This is a genomic window from Stakelama pacifica, assembly GCF_004361835.1.
GTDB lineage: Bacteria > Pseudomonadota > Alphaproteobacteria > Sphingomonadales > Sphingomonadaceae > Sphingomonas > Sphingomonas pacifica.
Genome location: NZ_SNWD01000007.1, coordinates 69,503 through 90,094 on the forward strand (window position 1 = coordinate 69,503; position 20,592 = coordinate 90,094).

At 63.5% G+C, this 20,592-nt stretch carries 19 protein-coding genes; 11 read left to right on the forward strand and 8 right to left on the reverse strand.

Going from position 1 to position 20,592, the window contains the following annotated elements; genetic code table 11:
* Positions 1-40 precede the first annotated feature (40 nt).
* The gene (locus tag EV664_RS11115) at positions 41-1,675 is read left to right on the forward strand and encodes an alkaline phosphatase D family protein (RefSeq protein WP_133495792.1); all 1,635 of its coding nucleotides are present in this window, start codon (positions 41-43) and stop codon (positions 1,673-1,675) included.
* A 137-nt stretch (positions 1,676-1,812) separates the two neighbouring features.
* Here EV664_RS11115 and pepN read toward each other — a convergent pair whose 3' ends face one another.
* Positions 1,813-4,401 carry an aminopeptidase N gene (gene pepN / locus EV664_RS11120; protein WP_133495793.1) on the reverse strand — a complete coding sequence of 863 codons (2,589 nt, stop codon included), beginning with the start codon at positions 4,399-4,401 and terminating at the stop codon, positions 1,813-1,815.
* A gap of 120 nt (positions 4,402-4,521) precedes the next feature.
* On the opposite strand from pepN, the gene EV664_RS11125 reads away from it, so the two are divergent.
* Together EV664_RS11125 and EV664_RS11130 are read left to right on the forward strand one after the other, a co-directional pair.
* Positions 4,522-6,198: a M28 family metallopeptidase gene (locus EV664_RS11125; protein ID WP_133495794.1), complete on the forward strand. Its 1,677-nt coding sequence runs from the start codon at positions 4,522-4,524 to the stop codon at positions 6,196-6,198.
* Between the two features lie 9 nt (positions 6,199-6,207).
* On the forward strand, positions 6,208-7,044 hold the full coding sequence (locus EV664_RS11130; protein ID WP_133495795.1) for a Rossmann-fold NAD(P)-binding domain-containing protein: 837 nt from the start codon (positions 6,208-6,210) through the stop codon (positions 7,042-7,044).
* Here EV664_RS11130 and EV664_RS11135 read toward each other — a convergent pair.
* The 4 genes from EV664_RS11135 to EV664_RS11150 all read right to left on the reverse strand — a co-directional run bounded on the left by EV664_RS11135 (position 6,954) and on the right by EV664_RS11150 (position 11,820).
* Entirely contained in the window at positions 6,954-7,880 is a 927-nt protein-coding gene (locus EV664_RS11135) for a DMT family transporter (protein WP_133495796.1), read from the reverse strand. The genes EV664_RS11130 and EV664_RS11135 overlap by 91 nt on opposite strands.
* Positions 7,877-8,878, reverse strand: coding sequence for a threonine aldolase family protein (locus EV664_RS11140; protein ID WP_133495797.1), 1,002 nt, complete (start codon positions 8,876-8,878; stop codon positions 7,877-7,879). Before EV664_RS11140 ends, EV664_RS11135 begins: the two co-directional genes overlap by 4 nt.
* A gap of 184 nt (positions 8,879-9,062) precedes the next feature.
* The gene (locus EV664_RS11145; RefSeq protein ID WP_133495798.1) at positions 9,063-11,177 is read right to left on the reverse strand and encodes a transglycosylase domain-containing protein; all 2,115 of its coding nucleotides are present in this window, start codon (positions 11,175-11,177) and stop codon (positions 9,063-9,065) included.
* A gap of 76 nt (positions 11,178-11,253) precedes the next feature.
* Positions 11,254-11,820, reverse strand: coding sequence for an HNH endonuclease (locus EV664_RS11150; RefSeq protein ID WP_133495799.1), 567 nt, complete (start codon positions 11,818-11,820; stop codon positions 11,254-11,256).
* A gap of 97 nt (positions 11,821-11,917) precedes the next feature.
* Between EV664_RS11150 and gluQRS the strand changes: the two genes are divergently transcribed.
* The 5 genes from gluQRS (at position 11,918) to egtD (ending at position 15,925) form a co-directional block, all read left to right on the forward strand.
* The gene (gluQRS, locus tag EV664_RS11155) at positions 11,918-12,793 is read left to right on the forward strand and encodes a tRNA glutamyl-Q(34) synthetase GluQRS (protein ID WP_133495800.1); all 876 of its coding nucleotides are present in this window, start codon (positions 11,918-11,920) and stop codon (positions 12,791-12,793) included.
* A 9-nt stretch (positions 12,794-12,802) separates the two neighbouring features.
* On the forward strand, positions 12,803-13,030 hold the full coding sequence (locus tag EV664_RS11160) for a twin transmembrane helix small protein (RefSeq protein WP_133495801.1): 228 nt from the start codon (positions 12,803-12,805) through the stop codon (positions 13,028-13,030).
* A 7-nt stretch (positions 13,031-13,037) separates the two neighbouring features.
* Positions 13,038-13,607: a cob(I)yrinic acid a,c-diamide adenosyltransferase gene (locus EV664_RS11165; protein WP_133495802.1), complete on the forward strand. Its 570-nt coding sequence runs from the start codon at positions 13,038-13,040 to the stop codon at positions 13,605-13,607.
* 75 nt (positions 13,608-13,682) lie between these two features.
* Positions 13,683-14,942, forward strand: a complete 1,260-nt coding sequence (gene egtB, locus EV664_RS11170; protein ID WP_133495803.1) for an ergothioneine biosynthesis protein EgtB — start codon at positions 13,683-13,685, stop codon at positions 14,940-14,942.
* Between the two features lie 5 nt (positions 14,943-14,947).
* The gene (gene egtD, locus EV664_RS11175; protein WP_133495804.1) at positions 14,948-15,925 is read left to right on the forward strand and encodes an L-histidine N(alpha)-methyltransferase; all 978 of its coding nucleotides are present in this window, start codon (positions 14,948-14,950) and stop codon (positions 15,923-15,925) included.
* On the opposite strand, the gene EV664_RS11180 is transcribed toward egtD, so the two are convergent.
* Entirely contained in the window at positions 15,922-16,386 is a 465-nt protein-coding gene (locus EV664_RS11180) for a DUF1176 domain-containing protein (RefSeq protein ID WP_133495805.1), read from the reverse strand. The genes egtD and EV664_RS11180 overlap by 4 nt on opposite strands.
* A 66-nt stretch (positions 16,387-16,452) precedes the next feature.
* Between EV664_RS11180 and EV664_RS11185 the strand changes: the two genes are divergently transcribed.
* Complete coding sequence (locus EV664_RS11185) at positions 16,453-17,322, forward strand: 3-hydroxybutyryl-CoA dehydrogenase (protein ID WP_133495806.1); 870 nt, start codon at positions 16,453-16,455, stop codon at positions 17,320-17,322.
* A 17-nt stretch (positions 17,323-17,339) separates the two neighbouring features.
* The gene (locus EV664_RS11190) at positions 17,340-17,942 is read left to right on the forward strand and encodes an exopolysaccharide biosynthesis protein (RefSeq protein ID WP_133495807.1); all 603 of its coding nucleotides are present in this window, start codon (positions 17,340-17,342) and stop codon (positions 17,940-17,942) included.
* On the opposite strand, the gene EV664_RS11195 is transcribed toward EV664_RS11190, so the two are convergent.
* Positions 17,939-19,210 (reverse strand): NupC/NupG family nucleoside CNT transporter, encoded by a 1,272-nt coding sequence (locus EV664_RS11195; protein WP_133495808.1) that lies wholly within the window; start codon positions 19,208-19,210, stop codon positions 17,939-17,941. The two genes, EV664_RS11190 and EV664_RS11195, sit on opposite strands and share 4 nt — an antisense overlap.
* 376 nt (positions 19,211-19,586) lie before the next feature.
* On the opposite strand from EV664_RS11195, the gene EV664_RS11200 reads away from it, so the two are divergent.
* Positions 19,587-20,279: a queuosine precursor transporter gene (locus EV664_RS11200; protein WP_133495809.1), complete on the forward strand. Its 693-nt coding sequence runs from the start codon at positions 19,587-19,589 to the stop codon at positions 20,277-20,279.
* A 27-nt stretch (positions 20,280-20,306) separates the two neighbouring features.
* On the opposite strand, the gene EV664_RS19665 is transcribed toward EV664_RS11200, so the two are convergent.
* Complete coding sequence (locus EV664_RS19665; RefSeq protein WP_268237671.1) at positions 20,307-20,432, reverse strand: hypothetical protein; 126 nt, start codon at positions 20,430-20,432, stop codon at positions 20,307-20,309.
* Between the last annotated feature and the right edge of the window lie 160 nt (positions 20,433-20,592).

The following is a 20,592-nucleotide window of genomic DNA, read 5'->3' on the forward strand; positions in this document are numbered from 1 at the left end:
GAGGGCACCCGAATCGAGACCGAAAAAGGGAATGCCGCCAATGACTTTCCGGATCAACCGCCGTTCGCTGCTGATGACGGGCACGCTGGGCATGGGCGCCTTTTCGGTGCCGGGTTTCGCTCAGACATCCAATGTCTCGACCGCGAAAGGTTTCACCCATTCGGTGGCGAGCGGCGAGCCGGCGAGCGATGCGATGCTGTTCTGGACCCGCTATGTGCCGAACGCCGGGCAGCAGGTCGAACTGGCGCTGAAAGTGTCGAAGACCGACGATTTCGCCCGGCCCGTGGCAAGCGGCAAGGTGATTACCGGACCCTGGCGCGACTATACGGCGAAGCTGGCGCTGGACGGGCTCGAACCCGCCACGGTCTATTATTACCGCTTCCGCGCGCCCGACGGGTCGGTGTCGCCGGTCGGCATGACCAAGACGCTTCCCGAGGATGGGCTGAAGGCATTTCGCGCCGCGATCTTTTCCTGCTCGAACCTGCCGTACGGCTATTTCAACGCCTATGGCCATGCTGCGGACCGCAGCGATATCGATCTCGCCGTCCATCTGGGCGACTATTTCTACGAATATAAGCAAGGCGGCTACGCCCCGGCGGGCGGCGCGGTCGATGGTCGCTGGCCGCAACCGGTGGGGGAGATTGTCCACCTCGACGATTATCGGCTGCGCTATGCAAGCTATCGCGCCGATCCCGATCTTCAGCGGCTGCACCAGATGAAGCCGATGATCGCGCAATGGGACGATCACGAAAGCGCGAATGACAGCTGGGAAGGCGGCGCGCAGAACCACCAGCCGGGAGAGGAAGGATCGTGGGATGCGCGTAAGGCCGCGTCGATTCAGGCCTATCGCGAATGGATGCCGGTGTCGGACGAACCGTGGAAGACCTATGACATTGGCGGGCTCGCCACGCTGTTCCGCACCGAGACGCGGCTGCTTGGCCGTACCGAACAGCCCGATATCGCGCCGCTGTTCAAAACGGCCGACCCGGCAAAGGCGCTCGCCGATTTCCGCGACGTCAAATGGCAGGACCCCGCAGCCACGATGATGGGCAGCGAGCAGGAAATCTGGCTTGCCGATGCCATGGCCGCGTCGGTGAAGGGCGGAAAGAAATGGCAGGTGGTCGGCTTCGGCACGATCATGGGGGAAACGCGCGCGCCTGCCTCCGCGATGGACTGGGTCGCGCCCGATGCTGAGGATCGGGTGAAAAATTATGTCCGGGCAGGGGTGCTTGCCGGGAAGCTCGGCCTGCCGATGAATTTCGACAATTGGGGCGGCTATCCGGCGGCGCGTGCCCGCTTCCTCAAATCGGCGCAGGAAATGGGGTCGGAGCTGGTCGTCATCTCGGGCGACAGCCACAATGCCTGGGCCTATGATCTGGCGCAGGGCGGCGAGCGTGCGGGCGTCGAGTTTGCCGGGCATTCAGTGACGTCGCCCGGTTATGAATCGGCGATCAAGGTCGACCCGGCGCGGGTGGCCGACGCACTGGTCCGCGCCAATCCGGAGCTGAAATGGTGCGACACATCGAACCGCGGCTATATGGTGATGACGATCGAACCTGATCGCGTGACCAACCAATGGTTGTTCTGCGACACGATCCTGAAAAAATCGAACAATCTGCGCATCGGCCAGACCGCGAGCGTGCTGCGCGGTCAGAAGGTGCTGAGCGGGATTTGATCGAGCTCAGCCTCATCTGACAACGTCATTGCGAACTCCGAAGGCGCACGGCAATCCAGAGCGGCACGCGCTATCGCTCTGGATCGCCGCGTCGCTTCGCTCCTCGCGATGACGGTCGTGGCGGTGAGGTATACGGGCTAGTCGAGGCTCTTGCTCGCCTGTTCGAACACGTCCTTCGACAGGCCCGGTGTCGCGACGATTCGCTCCAGCTCTGAACGCATCCGTTCGCCACGGTTCTCATCGAAACGCCGCCAGCGCCCGAGCGGCGGTAGCAATTTCGCCGCCGTTTGCGGGTTGAGCTTGTCGAGCGCGATGATCTGATCGGCGACGAAGCGATAGCCCGATCCGCTGTCATGGTGAAATGCCCGCTGATTCATCGAAAAGGCACCGATCAGCGAGCGGGCGCGGTTGGGATTGGCGAGCGAGAAATCCTTGTGCTTCGCCAGCGCTTCGACCGCCTGCGGCGTATCGTCGCGTGAGGACAGCGCCTGTGTGGTGAACCATTTGTCGAGCACCAGCGCATTGTCGCTGTAGCGGTTATAGAAGATATCGAGCGCCGCGACGCGTTTTTCCGACGTGCCACTCGCCAGCGTCGCCAGCGCGCCTTGCCGGTCGGTCATATTGTCGGCACTCTCGAACTGGACGAAGGCAAGGCTCGCCGCATCGGGTGCGCCGGATGCGTTGATATAGCCGAGCGCGACATTTTTCAGCCGCCGTGCGCCCTTGGCGGCAGGCGAATATTCGAAGCGATTGGCGCGCGCCGCCTCATAGGCTTCGCGCCAGTCCGCCTCCAGCTCGCGCCCCAGATCGCGGCGAAGCGCCTCGCGCGCGCGAAAGATCGCTTCGGGATCGACCACCGGCATCTGATCGCCGACGAAACTGTCGGACGGCAGCAGCACCGCCTCGGCGATGAACGCCTTGTCGAGATCGGGATCGTGCAGCGTGTGGCGCACCGCATCGATCACCGGCGCATGATCGCCGCGCCCGCGCGCGACACTTTCGACCAGAGTGTCGAGCATCAATTGCTGCATCGCTTCATACCGGGCGAAGGGATCGTCGTCATGGCCCGACAAAAAGCCGAGATCGGCCGCACTGCGATCGGTTTCGACGATCACCGGCGCGGAGAAACCGCGATTGATCGATGCGACCGGCCGTTCGCCGACGCCCTCAAACGCGATTTCGGCTTCGCTGTCGGAAAGCAGCACGAGCTGTTCGGGCGCGATTTCGCGGCCGCTCTCCGCACCGAACAATTTGACCTTGAGCGGCAGCAGCATCGGCGCCTTGTCGGGCTGTCCCGGCGTCGGTGGGACGCCCTGGCGCAGGTTCAGCGCGGCGCGGCCGCTGCCCGCTTCATGCGTTACGCTGGCCGTGACGCGCGGCGTGCCTGCCTGACTGTACCAAAGGCGGAACTGGGTCAGGTCGATGCCGCCCGCTTCCTCCATGCACGCGACGAAATCCTCGCAGGTGGCGGCGGTCCCGTCGAAGCGAGTGAAATACAGATCGGTCGCCGCCCGGAATTTCTCGGGGCCGAGGATCGTCGCCATCATGCCGATCAGCTCGGCCCCTTTGTTATAGATGGTCGCGGTGTAGAAGTTCGAAATCTCGATATAGCTGTCGGGGCGTACCGGATGGGCGAGCGGCCCGGCATCCTCCGGGAATTGCGCGGCGCGCAGCGTGCGGACATCTTCGATGCGCTTGACCGCGGCCGACCCCTGATCGGCCGAGAATTTCTGGTCGCGATAGACCGTAAAGCCTTCTTTCAGCGACAATTGGAACCAGTCGCGGCAGGTGATGCGATTGCCCGACCAGTTATGGAAATATTCATGCGCGACGACGGCGGCGATCGCGTCATAATCATGGTCGGTCGCGGTGTCAGGATCGGCGAGGATGTAGCGGCTGTTGAAGATATTCAGCCCCTTATTCTCCATCGCGCCGAAGTTGAAATCATCGACCGCGACGATGTTGAACACGTCGAGATCATATTCGCGGCCATAGACCTGCTCATCCCACGCCATGGCACGTTTGAGCGATTCGAGCGCATGGTCGGTCTTCGGCAGGTCGCGCTCCCGCACCCAGATGGCGAGCGTCACCTCGCGCCCCGATTGGGTCGTAAAGGTCGCGCGATTGGCGGCGAGATCGCCGGCGACCAGCGCGAAGAGATAGCTCGGCTTCGGATAGGGGTCGTGCCATTCGGCCCAGTGGCGGCCGTTTTCCAGCTCGCCCGAACCGACCGGATCGCCGTTCGACAGCAGCACCGGATAGCGCGCCTTGTCCGCAGCCATCCGTACGCGATAGCGGGTCAGCACGTCGGGGCGGTCGGGGAAGAAGGTGATCCGGCGAAACCCCTGCGCTTCGCACTGGGTGCACAGATTGCCGCCCGACGCGTACAGACCCATCAGCTGCGTATTGCGTTCGGGCGCGATCACCACTTCGGTTTCGACCCGGTGCGAATCGCCCGGAAGGTCGATCAGCAGCGCCCCGTCTTCCATCCGCCATTCGGCATCCGCCCCGTCTACGCGCACCGCCGCAGGCACCAGCGCGTCGCCGTCGAGGCGAAGCGGCCCGCTCGAATCGCCGTTCCGCTCGACCGAAAGCTCCGCGCGGACGCGGGTTTCGCCGGGCGAAAGGTCGAAATCGAGCGCGATTTCGGGCACCAGCCAGGCGGGCGCGACATAGTCTTCGCGGCGTGTGACAGTGGGCTGTGCGGTGTTCTGAACATCAAGCATGGCGAGACCTTAAACTAAAATCGCAACGGCAATGAAGGTGATAACGATGGATCGCCTTTGCTGGACCCGGACGAATCGCCTGCTAAGGCTTGTCCGATCGAGCTACAACAGAGGATGTCGATGATCCGTTTCCTGATTCCCCTGCCGCTATTGCTGGCCGGCACTGCGCTTTCCGCTCAGACGGTTGATGCGCCCGTCCCGGTTCCTGCGGCGAGCGAGAGCGATATTGCCGCACGCAATGCGATCATCAACGAAGCGCTGCCGCCCGATCAGGCGGCGATGAAGGCGCATGTGATGTTCCTTGCCTCCGACGCGATGCGCGGGCGCGACGCGGGCAGCGAGGAATATGACATTGCCGCGCAATATGTCGCCTCGCAATTCTATGCGGCCGGGCTGAAGCCTGCGGGTGGTGATGGCAGCTATCTGCAGCATGTGCCGCTGATCGGCTATAAACCGGCGGGCGAGGGCAAATTTTCGCTCACCATCGGCGGCGAGACGATCCCGCTGACCTATGGCGAGGATTATCTCCCCTCCGGCAATGCGGCGAAGGACCTGACCGAGGTGAGCGGCAAGCTTGTCTTTGTCGGTCAGGGCATCGTCGCGCCGCAATACAGCCATGACGATTATGCCGGGGTGAATGTGAAGGGGAAGATCGTCGCGCTGGTGCGCGGTGCCCCTGATTCGTTCGACGGCGAAGAACGCGCCCATTATGGCAGCACCGCCACCAAGCTGGTCGAGGCAGCGAAGCATGGTGCGATCGGCGCGGTCATGCTGATGCCGCCGGGCGATTCGCTGGCGCGGATGAAGGGCTATGTCGATCACGAGTCAGTGACATGGGCGGATGCGGACGGGAACGGCCATGTCGCCGCGCCGCAAACCCCGATGCTGGGCATGATCGGCGGCGAGGCGGCGACGCGCCTGATCGCGGCGGCGAAGGTCGATCCGAAGGCGATGCATAGCGCCATCGAAAACGGCACGTTCCGGGCGATTGCCTTTCCCGCCACGCTGAACGCCGAGGTGAAGACCGAACGGCGCAGGATCGAAAGCTCGAACGTCGCCGGCATGATTCCGGGCGGCGATCCGGCGGCAAAGGATCAGGTGGTGGTGCTGTCGGCGCATCTCGACCATGTCGGGGTGGGAAAGCCGGACGCGAGCGGTGATACCATCTATAACGGCGCGATGGACAATGCGGTCGGCATCGCGTCGCTGATCGAGGAAGCGAAGCGGTTTCAGTCAGCGAAAAAGCCGCCGCGTCGTTCGATCCTGTTCCTTGCCGTGACGGCGGAGGAAAAGGGGCTGGTCGGTTCGGACTATTTCGCCAACCATCCCACGGTGCCGAAAAAGAACATCGTCGCTGACGTTAATCTCGACATGCCGATCATCACCTATCCGTTTGAGGATGTGATTGCTTTCGGTGCCGAACGCTCGACGCTGGGGCCGATCGTGAAGAAAGCGGCGGCGGATGCGGGCGTCGCTTTCTCGCCCGACCCGATGCCCGATATGGGGCTGTTCGTTCGCTCCGACCATTATCGCTTTGTGCAGCAGGGCATCCCGTCGGTATTTCTGTGGCCGGGCGAAAAGGGGCCGGGCAAAAAGGCGGTCGAGGATTTCTTCGCCAACCATTATCACCAGGCATCGGACCAGATCGACAAGAATGGCGTCGACTGGAAACAGGGCGTTCGCTTTGTCGAGGTGAATTATCAGATCGCGCGCGAAATCGCCGATGCCGATACGCGCCCGGCATGGAATAAGGGCGATTTCTTCGGAACGCTCTACAACGGCTATGGCGCGAAATAAGGCGGTATCGTGCGGCTGTTGATCTTCGGTTTCGGGTATAGCGCAGGCTATATTGCGCGCGCTGCCCGAAGTCGGGGGGCAGTCGTTACTGGCACGACGCGCGACGGGCGAGAGGACACGCTGCGCTTCGATGATCGTGAACGCGTGTTGCACGAAATCGCGGGCGCGACGCATATCCTGTCGAGCGTGCCGCCCTCCGAGGGGCGCGACCCGGTGCTGGCCGCCTATGGCGATGCGATTGCGCAGTCCGGGGCATGGCTGGGCTATCTTTCCTCGACCGGCGTCTATGGCGATGCGCAGGGCGCATGGGTCGATGAAAGCGCGTCGATCGGCGGGGGGCGCCGTGTCGCGCGGGCGGAGGCGGATGCGGCGTGGCAGGCAAGGGGCGCCAGCGTCTTTCGCCTGCCCGGCATCTATGGCCCCGACCGCTCGCCGCTCGACCGGGTGCGCGAGGGGAAGGCGCACCGCGTCGATGTGCCGGACCAGATTTTCAGCCGGGTCCATGTCGAGGATATTGCGAGCGGCGTTATCGCCGGGTTCGATGCGCCTTCGGAAGCCTATAATCTGTCCGATGACGAGCCCGCGCCGCAAAATGCAGTGATCGACTATGCCGCGATGCTGCTCGGCATGGCTCCGCCGCCCTTTGTGTCGGTCGACGATCTTTCACCGATGGCGCGCGGCTTTTATGCGGAGAATCGCCGGGTCGCGAATGGCAAGGCGAAGCGGATACTCGGCTGGCGTCCGCTCTACCCCAATTATCGTCTGGGCCTGCGTGCTCTGAGCGCCACGACCATACCGATAATGCCCAGCGCGCCGCCGGCGAGCGCGAGCGGCGACCAGCGATAGCCCTCGAACACGGTCGAAAAGCCCATGGCGATGATCGGGACGAGGACGTTGGAATAGGCCGCCTTTGCCGGGCCGATCACGCGGATGACATTGTAATATAAGGTGAAGTTCAGCGCGCTCGCGAACAGGCCGAGATACACCACGCCCAGCCAATAGGTCGGCGCGCTCGACAGCACCGGCGGGCCGAGCGTCGACCACGCCAGCATCCCGTCCATCGCCGCCCCCATAAGCATCGCGACCGCCAGCATCGGTATCATCGGATAGCGGCGCGAAATCTGCGTGCCCTGCATCACATTGGCGACCGAGGCGGCGAACATGCCGCCGGTCGCGATCGCAACGCCCAGCCACACATTGCCCGACGGGCCGGTCAGCGCGCGCGCTTCCTGCACGAACAGCAGCGCGACCCCGGCGACCGCGAGCACCGACCCGGCGAGGAGCTGCCCGCTCAGCCGCTGGCCCAGAAAGATGCGCGCCAGCACCGCATTGGGAACCAGCAGCAGCGCGATGATCGCGGCGACGAGGCCGGAGGTCACATAGCGTTCGGCATGATAGACGAAATTGAAGTTGAGGCAGAATTGCGCCAGCCCCAGCGCGGCGGCAAATCCGAGGCCCGGCAGATCGAGCGGAAACCGCTCGCGCCGCCACAGGCCCAGCGCCAGCATCGTCCCGCCGGCGATGAGGAAGCGATAGGTCACCGACCAGCCGGGCGGCACTTCGGCAATCTGGCCGCGTATGACGATCCAGGTCGATCCCCAGATCAGCGTGACGATCGCAAAAGGGATCAGAATCGCCAGCCGGGTGGAGTTGGGGCGTTCCTCCCCGGCGGCGTCGCTCATAAGGCTGCGATCGCGTCCGCCAGCGGGCGGATCGCCGCTTCGTCCTGATCCCAGGAAATGACCAGCCGCACCTCGCCCGGCGCCCAGTCGTAGAAGTCGAAACCAAGCGAGCGCAGATGCGCCGCCTCTTCCGCGCTTGCTTTCAGGAACACTTCATTCGCTTCGACCGGATAGACCAGCCGCTCGCCCGCCGCACGCGCGAGCAGCGCTGCGCCTGCATTGGCGGCGCGGGCATTGCGCAGCCACACATCCTTGTCGAGCATGGCCAGCAATTGCGCGGCCATATAGCGGCCCTTGGAAAACAGCATGCCCGCCCGCTTGCGCCGATACAGCGTGGCATCGGCAAGGTCGGTCCGGAAAAAGATCAGCGCTTCGGCATTCATCCCGCCGTTTTTGACAAAGCCGAAGCTCAGCGCATCGACGCCTGCGCGCCATGTCACATCGGCGGGAGAGCAACCCATATGCACGACCGCATTGGCGAAGCGTGCGCCGTCCATATGGAAGCCAAGCCCGCGCGTCCTTGCCAGCGCGCCGATCGCGGCGACTTCGTCGGGCGTATAGGCCAGCCCATATTCGGTGGCGTTGGTGATCGAGATTGCGTGCGGCTGCACCTGATGCACATCGTCGCGGATGGGATCGATCCGCGCTGCGATGCTCTCCGGCGTCAGCTTCGCGCCATCGCCATGGGCAAGCAGCAATTTCGCGCCATGGGTGAAGAATTCGGGCGCACCGCCCTCATCCTGCTGAATATGCGCTTCGTGATGGCACACCACGCCGCCATGCGGTGGCACCAATGCGGCGAGCGCGAGGCAGTTGGCGGCAGTACCGCTCGGGACCCAGAGCGCACGCACCTCGGTCTCGAACAGCTCCGAAAAGCGCGCATCGAGCGACCGGCTCAGCGCATCGCCATCATAAGCGGTATCGAGCCGGTTCGAAGCGGCGAACGCTTCGAGGATTTCGGGGCAAACCGCGGCGGCATTGTCGGAGAAAAAGCGCATGGCCAGCGCCTTGGAGCGGGGCGTGGCGTCAGTCAACAGCGGACGCGACGATGGGCGCTACGGGCGCATCTGTATCTGCCTCGTCACCCCGGACGTGTTCCGGGGTCCACTCTGCCGTAAGCACGAAACGCCTGATGGTGAGGCACCGTGGATGCCGGAACAGGTCCGGCATGACGGACCGGCCTTAGCGTTCCTCACTCCTCGCGGGCGGCGGTGCGGGTGCGTCGGGGGCGCGGCCCGGGTCGGCGGGCGCGCGCTCGCCGCTGCGCCCGATCCGAACGCCGCCGTCGGGATCGATACGAAGCTGCAATCCCATGCCGCCGATCTCGCCGTCAATCTGCACCGGAGCATCGGGCACATCGGGTTCGATCATATTGCCGAGGTCGATCAAATTGCCCTCGTCCTCGACCGGTTCGACCGGTGCTTTGGGGGCGAGATCGACGTCCAGCGCATGCGTCATCACATCGCGCCAGATGCGCGCGGGCACGCCACCGCCAGCAAGGCCGGGATTGGGGGTATTGTCGTCATTACCTACCCATACGCCGGTCACCAGCCCGCCCGCATAGCCGATGAACCAGCCGTCGCGATTGTCCTGTGTCGTACCCGTCTTGCCATAGGTCGGAATGGAAAGCGCGGCGCGGTGGCTGGTGCCATATTGCACTGATGCGGCAAGCAATGTGCGCAGACCGCGCAGCTCGCGGGCCCCGAACGCATGTTGCTGCGGGCGGATCGCGTCGAGCCAGGAGGTTTTGCTCTCAGGATCGGGGGCAAGGCCATGCGCCTTCACCGGCATCTCTCCCGCAGCGACAGCGGCAAAGGCGGAGGTCAGCTCGATCAGCGACACCGATGACGTGCCGAGCGCGATCGATGCCTCGTCGGGAATATCGCCGGTCAGGCCAAGATCTCGCGCCGCGCGGATGACCTTGCGCGGCCCGACTTCGTTGGTGAGGCGGGCTGCAGCGACATTGCTCGACCGGGCAAAAGCCTGAGTCAGCGTGATCGGCCCCTTATAGACCTTGTCCGAATTTTCGGGCGACCAGTTCGCAATCGTGACCGGTTCGTCGAGCACAGTCGAATCGGGGCTCATCCCCGATCGCAGCGCGGCGAGATAGACGAACAGCTTGAACGTCGAACCCGCCTGTCGCTGCGCCTGCACCGCGCGGTTGAACGCGCTTTTGCGATAATCGCGCCCGCCGACCATCGCGACGACATCACCATTGGGACGCATGACGACCACTGCGACCTGCGCCTCGTTCAGCCCGGCGCGCTGCACCGCCGCTTCCGCTGCCTTTTGAATCGGCACGTCCAGCGTCGTTCGGACGGTGCGATCCGATCCGTCGAGTTCGGCGCGGTCGCGCGCATCGGGCAGCACCCAGTCGGCGAAATAAGTACCGCTCGGCAATTGGCGCGCCTTGCGGACCTTCAGCACGGCCGGGCGGACCCGGTTGGCTTCCGCTTCGGTAAGGTAGCCCGCTTCCTCCATCGCATGGACGACGACTGCCTGACGCGCGCGCGCGCCTTTGAGATTGTCGGTCGGGTCGAGCGCGGAAGGGGCTTTTACCAGTCCGGCGATCATCGCCGCCTGGGCGGTGGTCAGGTCTTCGGGGTCGCGGCTGAAATAATGCTGGGCGGCGGCGGTCAGGCCATAGACATTGTCGCCGAAATAGACGTTCGAAAGATAGCGCGACAGGATCTCATCCTTGCTGAGCCATGCCTCCAGCCAGAAGGAGATCAGCAATTCGCGAAATTTGCGCCCCATCGTCCGGTCGGAGCTGAGAAAGGCGTTTTTGGCGAGCTGCTGGGTGATCGTGCTGCCGCCCTGCGCCGACCCGCTGGTGAAGATATTGTTGATCGCGGCGCGCAGGATGCCGCGCGGATCGACGCCCCAATGGCTGTAAAAGCGCCGGTCCTCGATGGCGAGGAATGCACCTTTGACTTTATCCGGAAGCTTCGCCGCATCGACCGGCTTTCCGATGATCGCGCCGCGCTCGGCGATCGGTGTGCCGTCGGCGGCAAGCAGCGTGATCGAGGGCGGGGCGAGCGGTTCGAGCGATTTGGAAAGCGGCGCGGTAAAAGCAAGCCAGCCGACCGCGATGAAGAACAGGATCAGGCCAAGCCCGGTCAGCCGCCAGAACCAGCGCCAGCGCCGCCGCCATTTGCCGGGGCGCAGCGCGTCTTCATAGTCCTCGTCATCCTCGTCGAAATAGGCATCGCCCTCGGGCGCGTGCATATCATCGTCGGGATACAGGGGGGCGTCCGCGTCGCGGTCTTCGTCTCGTCTGGGATCGTACCGCATCATCTACGCGCATTGCCTCTGCGCGCTGTATTATCGCGATATGACAGTAAGGGCAAGCCGGGCGATGACGGGAGCGGGATCAGGCCTCCAGCTCGATGTCCCAATATAGCCAGTCGCGCCAGGTTTCGTGCAGATAATGCGGTGGGAAGGAACGGCCATGTTCCTGAAGTTGCCAGCTGGTCGGCCGGATCGGTGCGATGCGCAGCGGCATGGCGGCCTGTTTCGGCGTGCGTCCGCCCTTTTTCAGATTGCAGGGGGCGCAGGCAGTGGCGACATTTTCCCAGGTGGTACGCCCGCCCTGCGCGCGGGGAATGACATGATCGAAGGTCAGGTCATGGGGAGAGCCGCAATATTGGCAGGCGAATTTGTCGCGAAGAAAGACGTTGAAGCGAGTGAAGGCGGGGAAAGCGGAGGGTTTGACATATTGTTTTAGCGCGATGACCGAAGGAAGTTTCAGCGTCGCGCTGGGACTTCGGACCTCTCTTTCATAATAGGATACGATATTGACCCTATCGAGAAAGACCGCCTTTATCGCCGTTTGCCAGGGCCATACGCTTAAGGGATAATAGCTTAGCGGCGTATAATCGGCATTGAGCACCAGCGATGGACACCCGTCCGGGTGTCGGATCAGATCGGGATGATACATCGAGCCTCCCTCCCGCCATTTACCTCAGGCAAGCCTTTCGCGAACCTTGGTTACGCGGGTATGACAGCATTCCGATGAGTCACGGTCAACCCTTCACATGACAGCGCCGGTCGTCACCCGCTTCGCGCCCAGCCCGACCGGGCGGCTGCACCCCGGCCACGGCGTGGCGGCGCTTGCCGCTTATGATTTCGCGGTTGCACGAGGCGGGCGCTTCCTGCTCAGGATCGAGGACATCGACGGTGCGCGCAGCCGTACCGAACATGTCGAGGCGATCCTTGCCGATCTTCGCTGGCTGGGCATTGTCTGGGACGAGCCGGTGGTGTTTCAGTCGCAGCGACTGGCATGGTATGAAGCGGCGCTCGACCGGCTTCGCGCGCTGGGTCTGCTCTATCCGTGTTTCTGCACGCGCAAGGAAATTGCTCGCGAAATCGCCGAAAGCATGTCGGCACCGCATATCGGGCCGGACGGGCCGGTCTATCCCGGCACCTGCCGCGCGCTGGGGCAGGCCGGGCGCGACCGGCGTATCGCAGGGGAGGCGCATTGCTGGCGGCTCGATATGGCAAAGGCGGTCGCGATGGCTGGCGAACTGCACTGGACCGATCACGGGCGGCGGGTGCGCGCCGACCCGCTCGCCTATGGCGATGTCGTGCTGGCGCGAAAGGATGCGCCGGCCAGCTATCACCTCGCCGTCACGCTGGACGATGCAGCGCAGGGGATCACCGATATCGTGCGCGGCGAGGACCTGTTTCCCGCCACCCATGTCCATCGCCTGCTACAGGCGCTGCTGGACCTGCCGCTGCCGCGCTATCATCATCACGCGCTGGTGCGCGACGGCAACGGCGAGCGGCTCGCCAAGCGCAACGGGGCACCGACGCTGGAGGCGCTGCGGCTGGCGGGAGTCGACGGTGCGGCGCTGGCGGCGGAATTGCGCGCCGGGCGCGTGCCGCTTGGCATCTTCGCTTCAAAGGCTTAGGATGTCCTTATGCAGCTTTTCCTCATCCTGTGCCTGATCGCTGCGATGATCGCCACGGTGGTCGCGCTGATCCGCGGAATCGTGACCTTCCTGCAAACCAGCGAAGCCGAACTGCATGGCGACGGCCCCAGCGAATCCAGCATCAAATCGAACAAGATGATGCAGGCGCGTATCCTGTTTCAGGCGGTGGCGGTGCTGATCGCGGTACTGCTGCTGGTATCGGTGGGCGGCAGCTGACCGGATCATGGTCCGGCTCAATCGTATCTATACGCGGACTGGCGATGACGGCACCACGGGGCTTTCCGACGGGTCGCGCATTTCGAAATCCGACAGCCGCATGGAAGCGGTCGGCGCGGTCGATGAACTGAACTGCGCGATCGGCGTGGCGATCGTCGGGATGGACGACGAGGAGCTGGCCGGGGCTTTGCGCGCGATCCAGAACGACCTGTTCGATCTCGGCGCCGACCTTGCCACGCCGGGCGAGGATTTCACCCCCGGCGACACTGCGCTGCGCATCGTGCAGTCGCAAATCGACCGTCTGGAGCACGGCATCGATACGCTGAACGCCGAACTCGAACCGCTCAGAAGTTTCATCCTGCCCGGCGGCAGTGCGACCGCCGCCGCGCTGCATGTCGCGCGTGCCTCCGCCCGCCGTGCCGAGCGAATGGCGGTCGCCGCGAGGGCGGAGCATCGGCTTAACCCGCTCGCCCTGATATATATTAATCGTCTGTCGGATTATCTTTTCGTTGCCGCACGATGTGTGAACCAATCTGCCGGTGGCGACGTTCTTTGGGTGCCCGGAGGATCGCGATGAACGGGGTCCTGCGTCATCAATTCAGAAAGCCTGACCGCTAGCGAGGGTTCGCGGCGCATGTGCAGGGGAGGAAAAATGGCCGCAAAAACCGCCATACAGGACCGTGCCGATCCGCTGGTACGCCGTTATAGCGAAGTTCGCGATCTGACCTGTGCGCTTGCCGCGCCGCTGTCGGATGCCGATGCCAGCGGTCAGTCGATGCCCGACGCATCGCCCGCCAAATGGCATCTCGCGCATGTGACATGGTTCTTCGAAACCTTCATCCTGCGCGATCATGTTAAGGGCTATGCCCTGTTCGACGAGCGCTTTCCGTTTCTGTTTAACAGCTATTATGAGGCGGAGGGCGAACGCCATGCGCGGCCGCGCCGGGGGATGCTGACCCGTCCCGCGCTGGACGACGTGCTTGCCTATCGCGCGCATGTCGATGCAGCGATGCAGGCCGCGATCCCGGCGCTCGACGATGAAGTGAAGGCGCTGGTCGAGCTTGGCTGCCATCATGAGCAGCAGCATCAGGAATTGCTCCAGACCGATATTCTTCACCTCTTTGCGCAGAATCCGCTGGAGCCGGCGATGTGGCCCGCTTCGCCCAAAGTGCCCGTCGATATGCCAAGCCCGATCCGCTGGGCCGAACATCCCGGCGGGCTGGTTGAGGTCGGGCATGATGGCGAAGGATTCGCTTTCGATTGCGAAGGGCCGCGGCATCGGGAATTGCTGCACCCCCATGCGATTGCCGACCGAACGGTGACCAATCGCGAATGGACGGCCTTTATCGAAGATGGCGGCTATCGCGATGCACGGCACTGGCTGTCCGACGGCTGGGCATGGGTGAAGGAAAACGGCGTCGAGGCACCGCTTTATTGGGAAAAGCGGGACAATGTCTGGACCCGGTTCGGGCTGGACGGACGGCGGCCGATCGATCCGGCGGCACCGGTGACGCATATCAGCTTTTTTGAAGCCGATGCTTATGCAAGCTGGGCCGGAGCTCGCCTGCCGACCGAAGCCGAATGGGAAGCCTTTGCCGCAGGGCGCGATTGCCGGTCTGGCAATTTCCTGCGCACCGCAGGCCCGGTCGAGCCCCGGCCTGCGCGCGGAGGATGCGGCATGTTCGGTGATGTGTGGGAATGGACCGGTAGCGCCTATCGCCCCTATCCCGGCTTCCGCCCGGCCAGCGGCGCGGTCGGCGAGTATAACGGCAAGTTCATGAGCGGGCAGTTCGTGCTGAAGGGCGGGTCCTGCGCGACCCCGGTCGGGCATGTCCGCCCGTGCTATCGCAACTTTTTCTACCCCCATCAGCGCTGGCAGTTCACTGGCCTTCGCCTCGCAAAGGATATCTGACGTCGATGCTCAAAGAGGAAAACGACACGCTGGAGCGCACGATGGTCGATCCGATGTTCCGGGCCGATGTGCTGAACGGTCTGGCGGCGCGTCCGCGCGCGATTCAGGCGCGCTGGTTCTATGACCATCGCGGATCGCAGCTGTTCGAACAGATTACCGACCTGCCCGAATATTATCCCACCCGGACCGAAGCCGCGCTGCTCGACAAAGCGGGGCCGCAAGTGCTGGAGATTGCCGGAGCGGGCCGGGCGGTGGTCGAATTCGGGTCGGGTTCGTCGGCGAAAACGCCGCGCGTGCTCAGCGCGATCAAGCCATCGGCCTATGTCCCCATCGATATTTCGGGCGATTTTCTGCGTGAGTCGGCGCGCGAGCTGTCGCGGCAATTTCCCGACCTGCCGGTGCATCCGGTCGAGGCGAATTTCCTGCACCCCGTGCCGTTGCCCGATCAGGTCGCGACACTGCCCAAGCTCGGCTTTTTCCCCGGCTCGACGATCGGCAATATGACGGCAGCTGCGGCGGTCGATCTGTTGCGCGCGATGCGCCATTCGCTGGGCGAGGGCGCGCATCTGCTGATCGGCATCGACCGGGTGAAAGACCCGGCGGTGCTCGTCCCCGCTTATGACGATTCGCAAGGGGTGACGGCGGCGTTCAACATGAACCTGCTGGAGAGGATCAACCGCGAGCTGGACGGAACGATCCCAATCGAGAATTTCCGGCACAAGGCGGTATGGAACGCGGCGATCGAACGGATCGAAATGCATCTGGAGGCAGTGCGCGACAGCGAGTTCACCGTCGAAGGGCGCAGCTTTTCGATTCGACAGGGCGAAACCATCCATACCGAGAACAGCCACAAATATACCCCGTCGGGGGCACGGCTGCTGCTGCGGTCAGGCGGCTGGACGCCGGTCGCCGAATGGACAGACCCCGATGATAAATTCGCGCTGCTGCTGGCCGAGGCGCAGCCGGTGCGGGCAGCGCCTTAACCGACGACGGCGTGGCCCTGAACCTGATCCATATAGCGCAGCGCGTCGCCCAGCCCGGCAAGCGCCACCTTGCCGATATAGCGGCCCCGCTGCGTCCGGATGACAACCGCACGGGCGGGCGGGCTGGCCGCCGCTCGCGCCGCGCGTTCGGCACTCGCACCGATCAGGCGGACGACATCGCCGCGGATCACCCCGCTATAGATGACGGTGCCGTCCATCGCGATCGTTACCGGCTGATCCACCGCTTGATCGGGCCAGATTTCCACCGTGGTCTTTCCGTCCGATCCATCGCGAATGATTCGCATCGAAGCACGCGCCAGCGATCCCCGGCCGGTGGGCACCATGGTTTCCATGGCAACACAGCGCAGATCGTCGTTGCAGCGCACCGTCCACGACCCGAAGGAGCGCGGTTCGATGGGTGTGCTGACCGAGGTCAGGGCAAGGGCGATCGCGGCGATCATGGCGCAGATATAGCCTATTTGCGCGCCAGACGGTAGGGCCGTCGCAACCTGTTAGGAGATGAAGGCATGAAAATGATTGGGGTCATCGGCGCCGGGCAGATGGGGGCGGGGATCGCGCAGGTCGCGGCCGCTTCCGGCTATACCGTGCTGCTGTCGGATATTTCGCGCGAACAGGCAGAGGCCGGTAAGGCGAAGATCGGCAAAGGGCTCGACCGACTCGTCGCGAAGGAGAAAATCACCGGCGATGCACGCGACGCCACGCTCGCCAATATCGAACCGGTCGGCAATGTTTCCGCGATGGGCCCGTGCGAGCTGGTGATCGAAGCCGCGACCGAGCGTGAAGAGGTCAAGCGCAAGATTTTCGAGACCGTCGCTGAAGTGCTGTCGGACAAGGCGATCCTCGCCTCCAACACCTCGTCGATCCCGATCACCCGGCTGGCGCAGGCAAGCTATGATCCGGCGCGATTCATGGGCGTGCATTTTTTCAACCCGGTGCCGGTGATGGGCCTGATCGAGCTAATTCGCGGTCTCGCCACGTCCGACGCCACGGTTGCCGCAGTGGAAGCATTCGGCAAATCGCTGGGCAAGGAAATCGTCCATGCCAATGACGCGCCGGGCTTCATCGTCAATCGCGTATTGATGCCGATGCTGAACGAGGCGTGTTTCGCGCTGGGTGAGGGCGTCGCCTCAATTCCCGATATCGATACCGCCTGCAAACTGGGACTCAATCATCCGATGGGGCCGCTGACGCTCGCTGATTTTATCGGCCTCGATACCTGTCTCGAAATCACCCGGGTACTGTTCGAAGGGACGGGCGATCCCAAATTCCGACCCGCGCCCCTGCTCGTCAAATATGTCGAAGCGGGCTGGTACGGGCGCAAGACCGGGCGCGGCTTTTACGATTATTCGGGCGATGAGCCCGTGCCGACGCGGTAGCGGCAGGCAAGGGCCGGATGGGCGAGGATATCGAAAAGGCGCCGCTGGAGGCGATGGCCGATGACGCGGTCGATGCCGCGCAGAACGGCAAGGTGACAATCGGCGACCTTCTCGATTCGTTCGGCGATCGCGGTTTCGGCCCGATGCTGGCATTGTGCGGGCTGATCGCCGCAATCCCGCCGGTGGGCGGTATTCCCGGCGTTCCCACGACCATGGGGCTGCTGACGGTGCTGCTTGCCGGGCAGATCGTGTTTGGGCGCAAGATGCCATGGATGCCGGGCTTTATCCGCAAGCTCGGCGTTTCGAAGGACAAGGTCGAAGCGGCGCGCGATAAAGGGCAGTCGATTTTCTCCAAGATCGATTCGCTGATCCGTCAGCGGATGCAATGGGCGTCGGGGCGTGCGGCGGCGTATGTCGCGGCCTTATGCTGCATATTGCTCGGCCTGATGATGCCGCCGCTGGAACTGCTGCCGTTCGCGGCGGCGGCGCCTGCCTCAGCGATCGTGATGTTCGGACTGTCGCTGACCGCGCGCGACGGGGTGCTGATGATCATCGCCTTTGTCGCCAGCGCGGGCAGCGCCGCGCTGATCCTCTTCAACCTGCCCGCGCTGTTCAATTAATAGGGCAGCAGCAGCCCGGCGAGGGCGGCGGACATCAGATTGGCGAGGCTGCCCGCGAACAGGGCGCGAATGCCGAGCTTTGCGATCATCGGACGCTGATTGGGGGCAAGCCCGCCGGTCACCGCCATCTGAATCGCGATCGAGCTGAAATTGGCGAACCCGCACAGCGCGAAGGTGATGATCGCGCGTGTGCGCTCGCTGATTCCCGCAATCTGCCCCAGATCGATGAATGCGACGAATTCGTTCAGCACTACCTTGGTACCGAACAGGCCGCCTGCAATCTGCGCCTCGGTCCAGGGGATGTTGAGCAGATACATGACCGGCGCGAAGACCCAGCCGACAAGCCCCTGAAAGCTGAGATCGGGATAGCCGAACCAGCTCCCCACCTCACCCAGCAAACCGTTGGCGAGCGCCACCAGCGCGACGAACGCCAGCACCATCGCGCCTACCGCAACGGCAAGGCGGACGCCGGTCTGCGCGCCGTTCGACGCTGCCATAATGATGTTCGCCGCCCGGTCCTCCTCAAGGCTCTGTTCGGCGGCGCGGATCACCGCTTCCTCGCGGTCCTGTTCGTCGAGCGGCAATTCGCCGTCGGGACCGGCGATCCGGTCGGGCATGATGATCTTTGCCATCAACAGCCCGCCGGGCGCCGCCATGAACGAGGCGGCGAGCAGAAAGGGCAGATAGTCATTGCCGAGGATCGCGGCATAGCCCGCAAGGATCGTGCCTGCGACGCCCGACATCCCGACCGACATCACCGCGAATAGCTGAGACGGGGTAAGCGTCGAGAGATAGGGTTTGATGACCAGCGGCGATTCGCTTTGCCCGACAAAGATATTCGCCGCCGAACATAGCGATTCGACCTTGGACACGCCCGTCACCCGCTCGATCGCCCCGCCCACCCAGCGGATCACGAACTGCATGATGTTGAGGTGATAGAGAACCGCGACCAGCGAGGCGAAGAAGATGATGACGGGCAGCGCGGTGATCGCGAAGCTGCGTCCGCCCATATCGGGATCGGCCAGCGGACCGAAGATAAAGGCTGTGCCCGCATGCGCATAGCCGAGCAGCGCCGACACGGCGAGCGACATGGCCGCGATGGCCGACTTTCCGGCAGGGACGTAAAGGACGAGCACCGCGATCCCCGCTTGAAGCGCGAAGGCAGAGCCGACGACTCGAAACCGGATCGCCCGGCGATCGGTCGACAGCAGCACCGCGATACCCAGGATTACCGCGATCCCGGCAAGCCCGATCAAAAATCTCGTCATGTAAAGTGTGTCATCCCCGACCCGTAGCTGACCCTAGCTTCGCACTTTTCGCATGGGTCGCGCAAGAAAGTTGCTTGTGTGGAATCGGTTGTCCTTCTCGATTCAGGATGTGGCGGATTTGCGGCGGGGGGTTGAGGCAGGCACGGGACGGCCCCTGTCTGCGCCGGGGCGACGGGAATTATCAGGTCGACCCAACACCCCGTTCGCTTCGAGCGCAGTCGCGAAGCCTGTTCGCTCCGCTCGACCGGAACGTTTCTCGACTGCGCTCGAAACGAACGGGAAAAAGGATCGGGTGTGCCTCCCTGGCGCGCTCTAACTGCACCCGAATCGATTCTCGCGCTTGCGGGAATATGGGAACAGCCGCTAGCAGGCATTGATGGACGCTAAATCGGTTTCGATCCCCCGCTCGCTGTTTTTCCTGTCGATCTTTTACGGCGGCATGGTCTGTATTGCGGGGGTGCTGGGCAACAAACAGGTGATGCTCGGCCCGATTTCGGCGCTGGGACCGTTGATCGGCATCGGTCCGCTGGCGGTCGAGGCGGGGATTTTCGCCTTTTTGCTGCTCGTCGTCGTGTCGAGCGCAGTGGCCGAACTCCATGGGGGCCGAGTCGCCAATCAGCTGGTGCGCATCGGCTTTGTCCCGCTGATCTTCTCGATCCTGCTCTCCATCGTCGTGCATGCGGTGCCCGCTTCGCCCGATATGCAGCCCGAATATCGCGATGCGATCCAGACCGTGCTGGGCGGGACATGGCGGATCTGGCTCGGCGGGATCGTTGCTTATGGCGTGTCGCAGACGCTGAACGTGACGATCTTCGCGCGGCTGAAGGGCGAAGAGGGCGCGCAACTGCTCTGGTTCCGCGCCGGGCTTGCCAGCGTATTGAGTCAGATCGTCGATACGTTGCTGTTCGTCACCATTGCCTTTTACGGTACCTTTCCGATCGGCGAATTGCTTGCCGGGCAGATGCTGGCCAAGGTCGTACTGTCGGCATTGCTTGTCCCACCGCTCATCTATGTCGCGGTGGGGTTTGGCCGCCGGCTCGACGCCATGGGGCCGATCCGCAGCACCTGATCCGCTCGCCCCACCGGCGCGCTCGGACTACAGCGTAATATAATATAGATTATAGCCGACAAAGATGATGGCGACGATGCCGAGGATCAGGGCAAAGAGAAATCCGCCCCCTTTCCAGCGTCGCGTCGATCCGGTTTTTTCGTCATAGTTCATGATACGCATCCATAGGGTTACAGGACAGAGTCAATTCATGGGCGCGGCATCGGGTCCTTTGCGTGATCGCATGGAAATCGGCTTATGTGGTCGATACAGCGCAGGCGGCAGCGCAATTGTGCCGATGTGAAAGCTGAAATCGCGCAGGATAAGCCGAGCT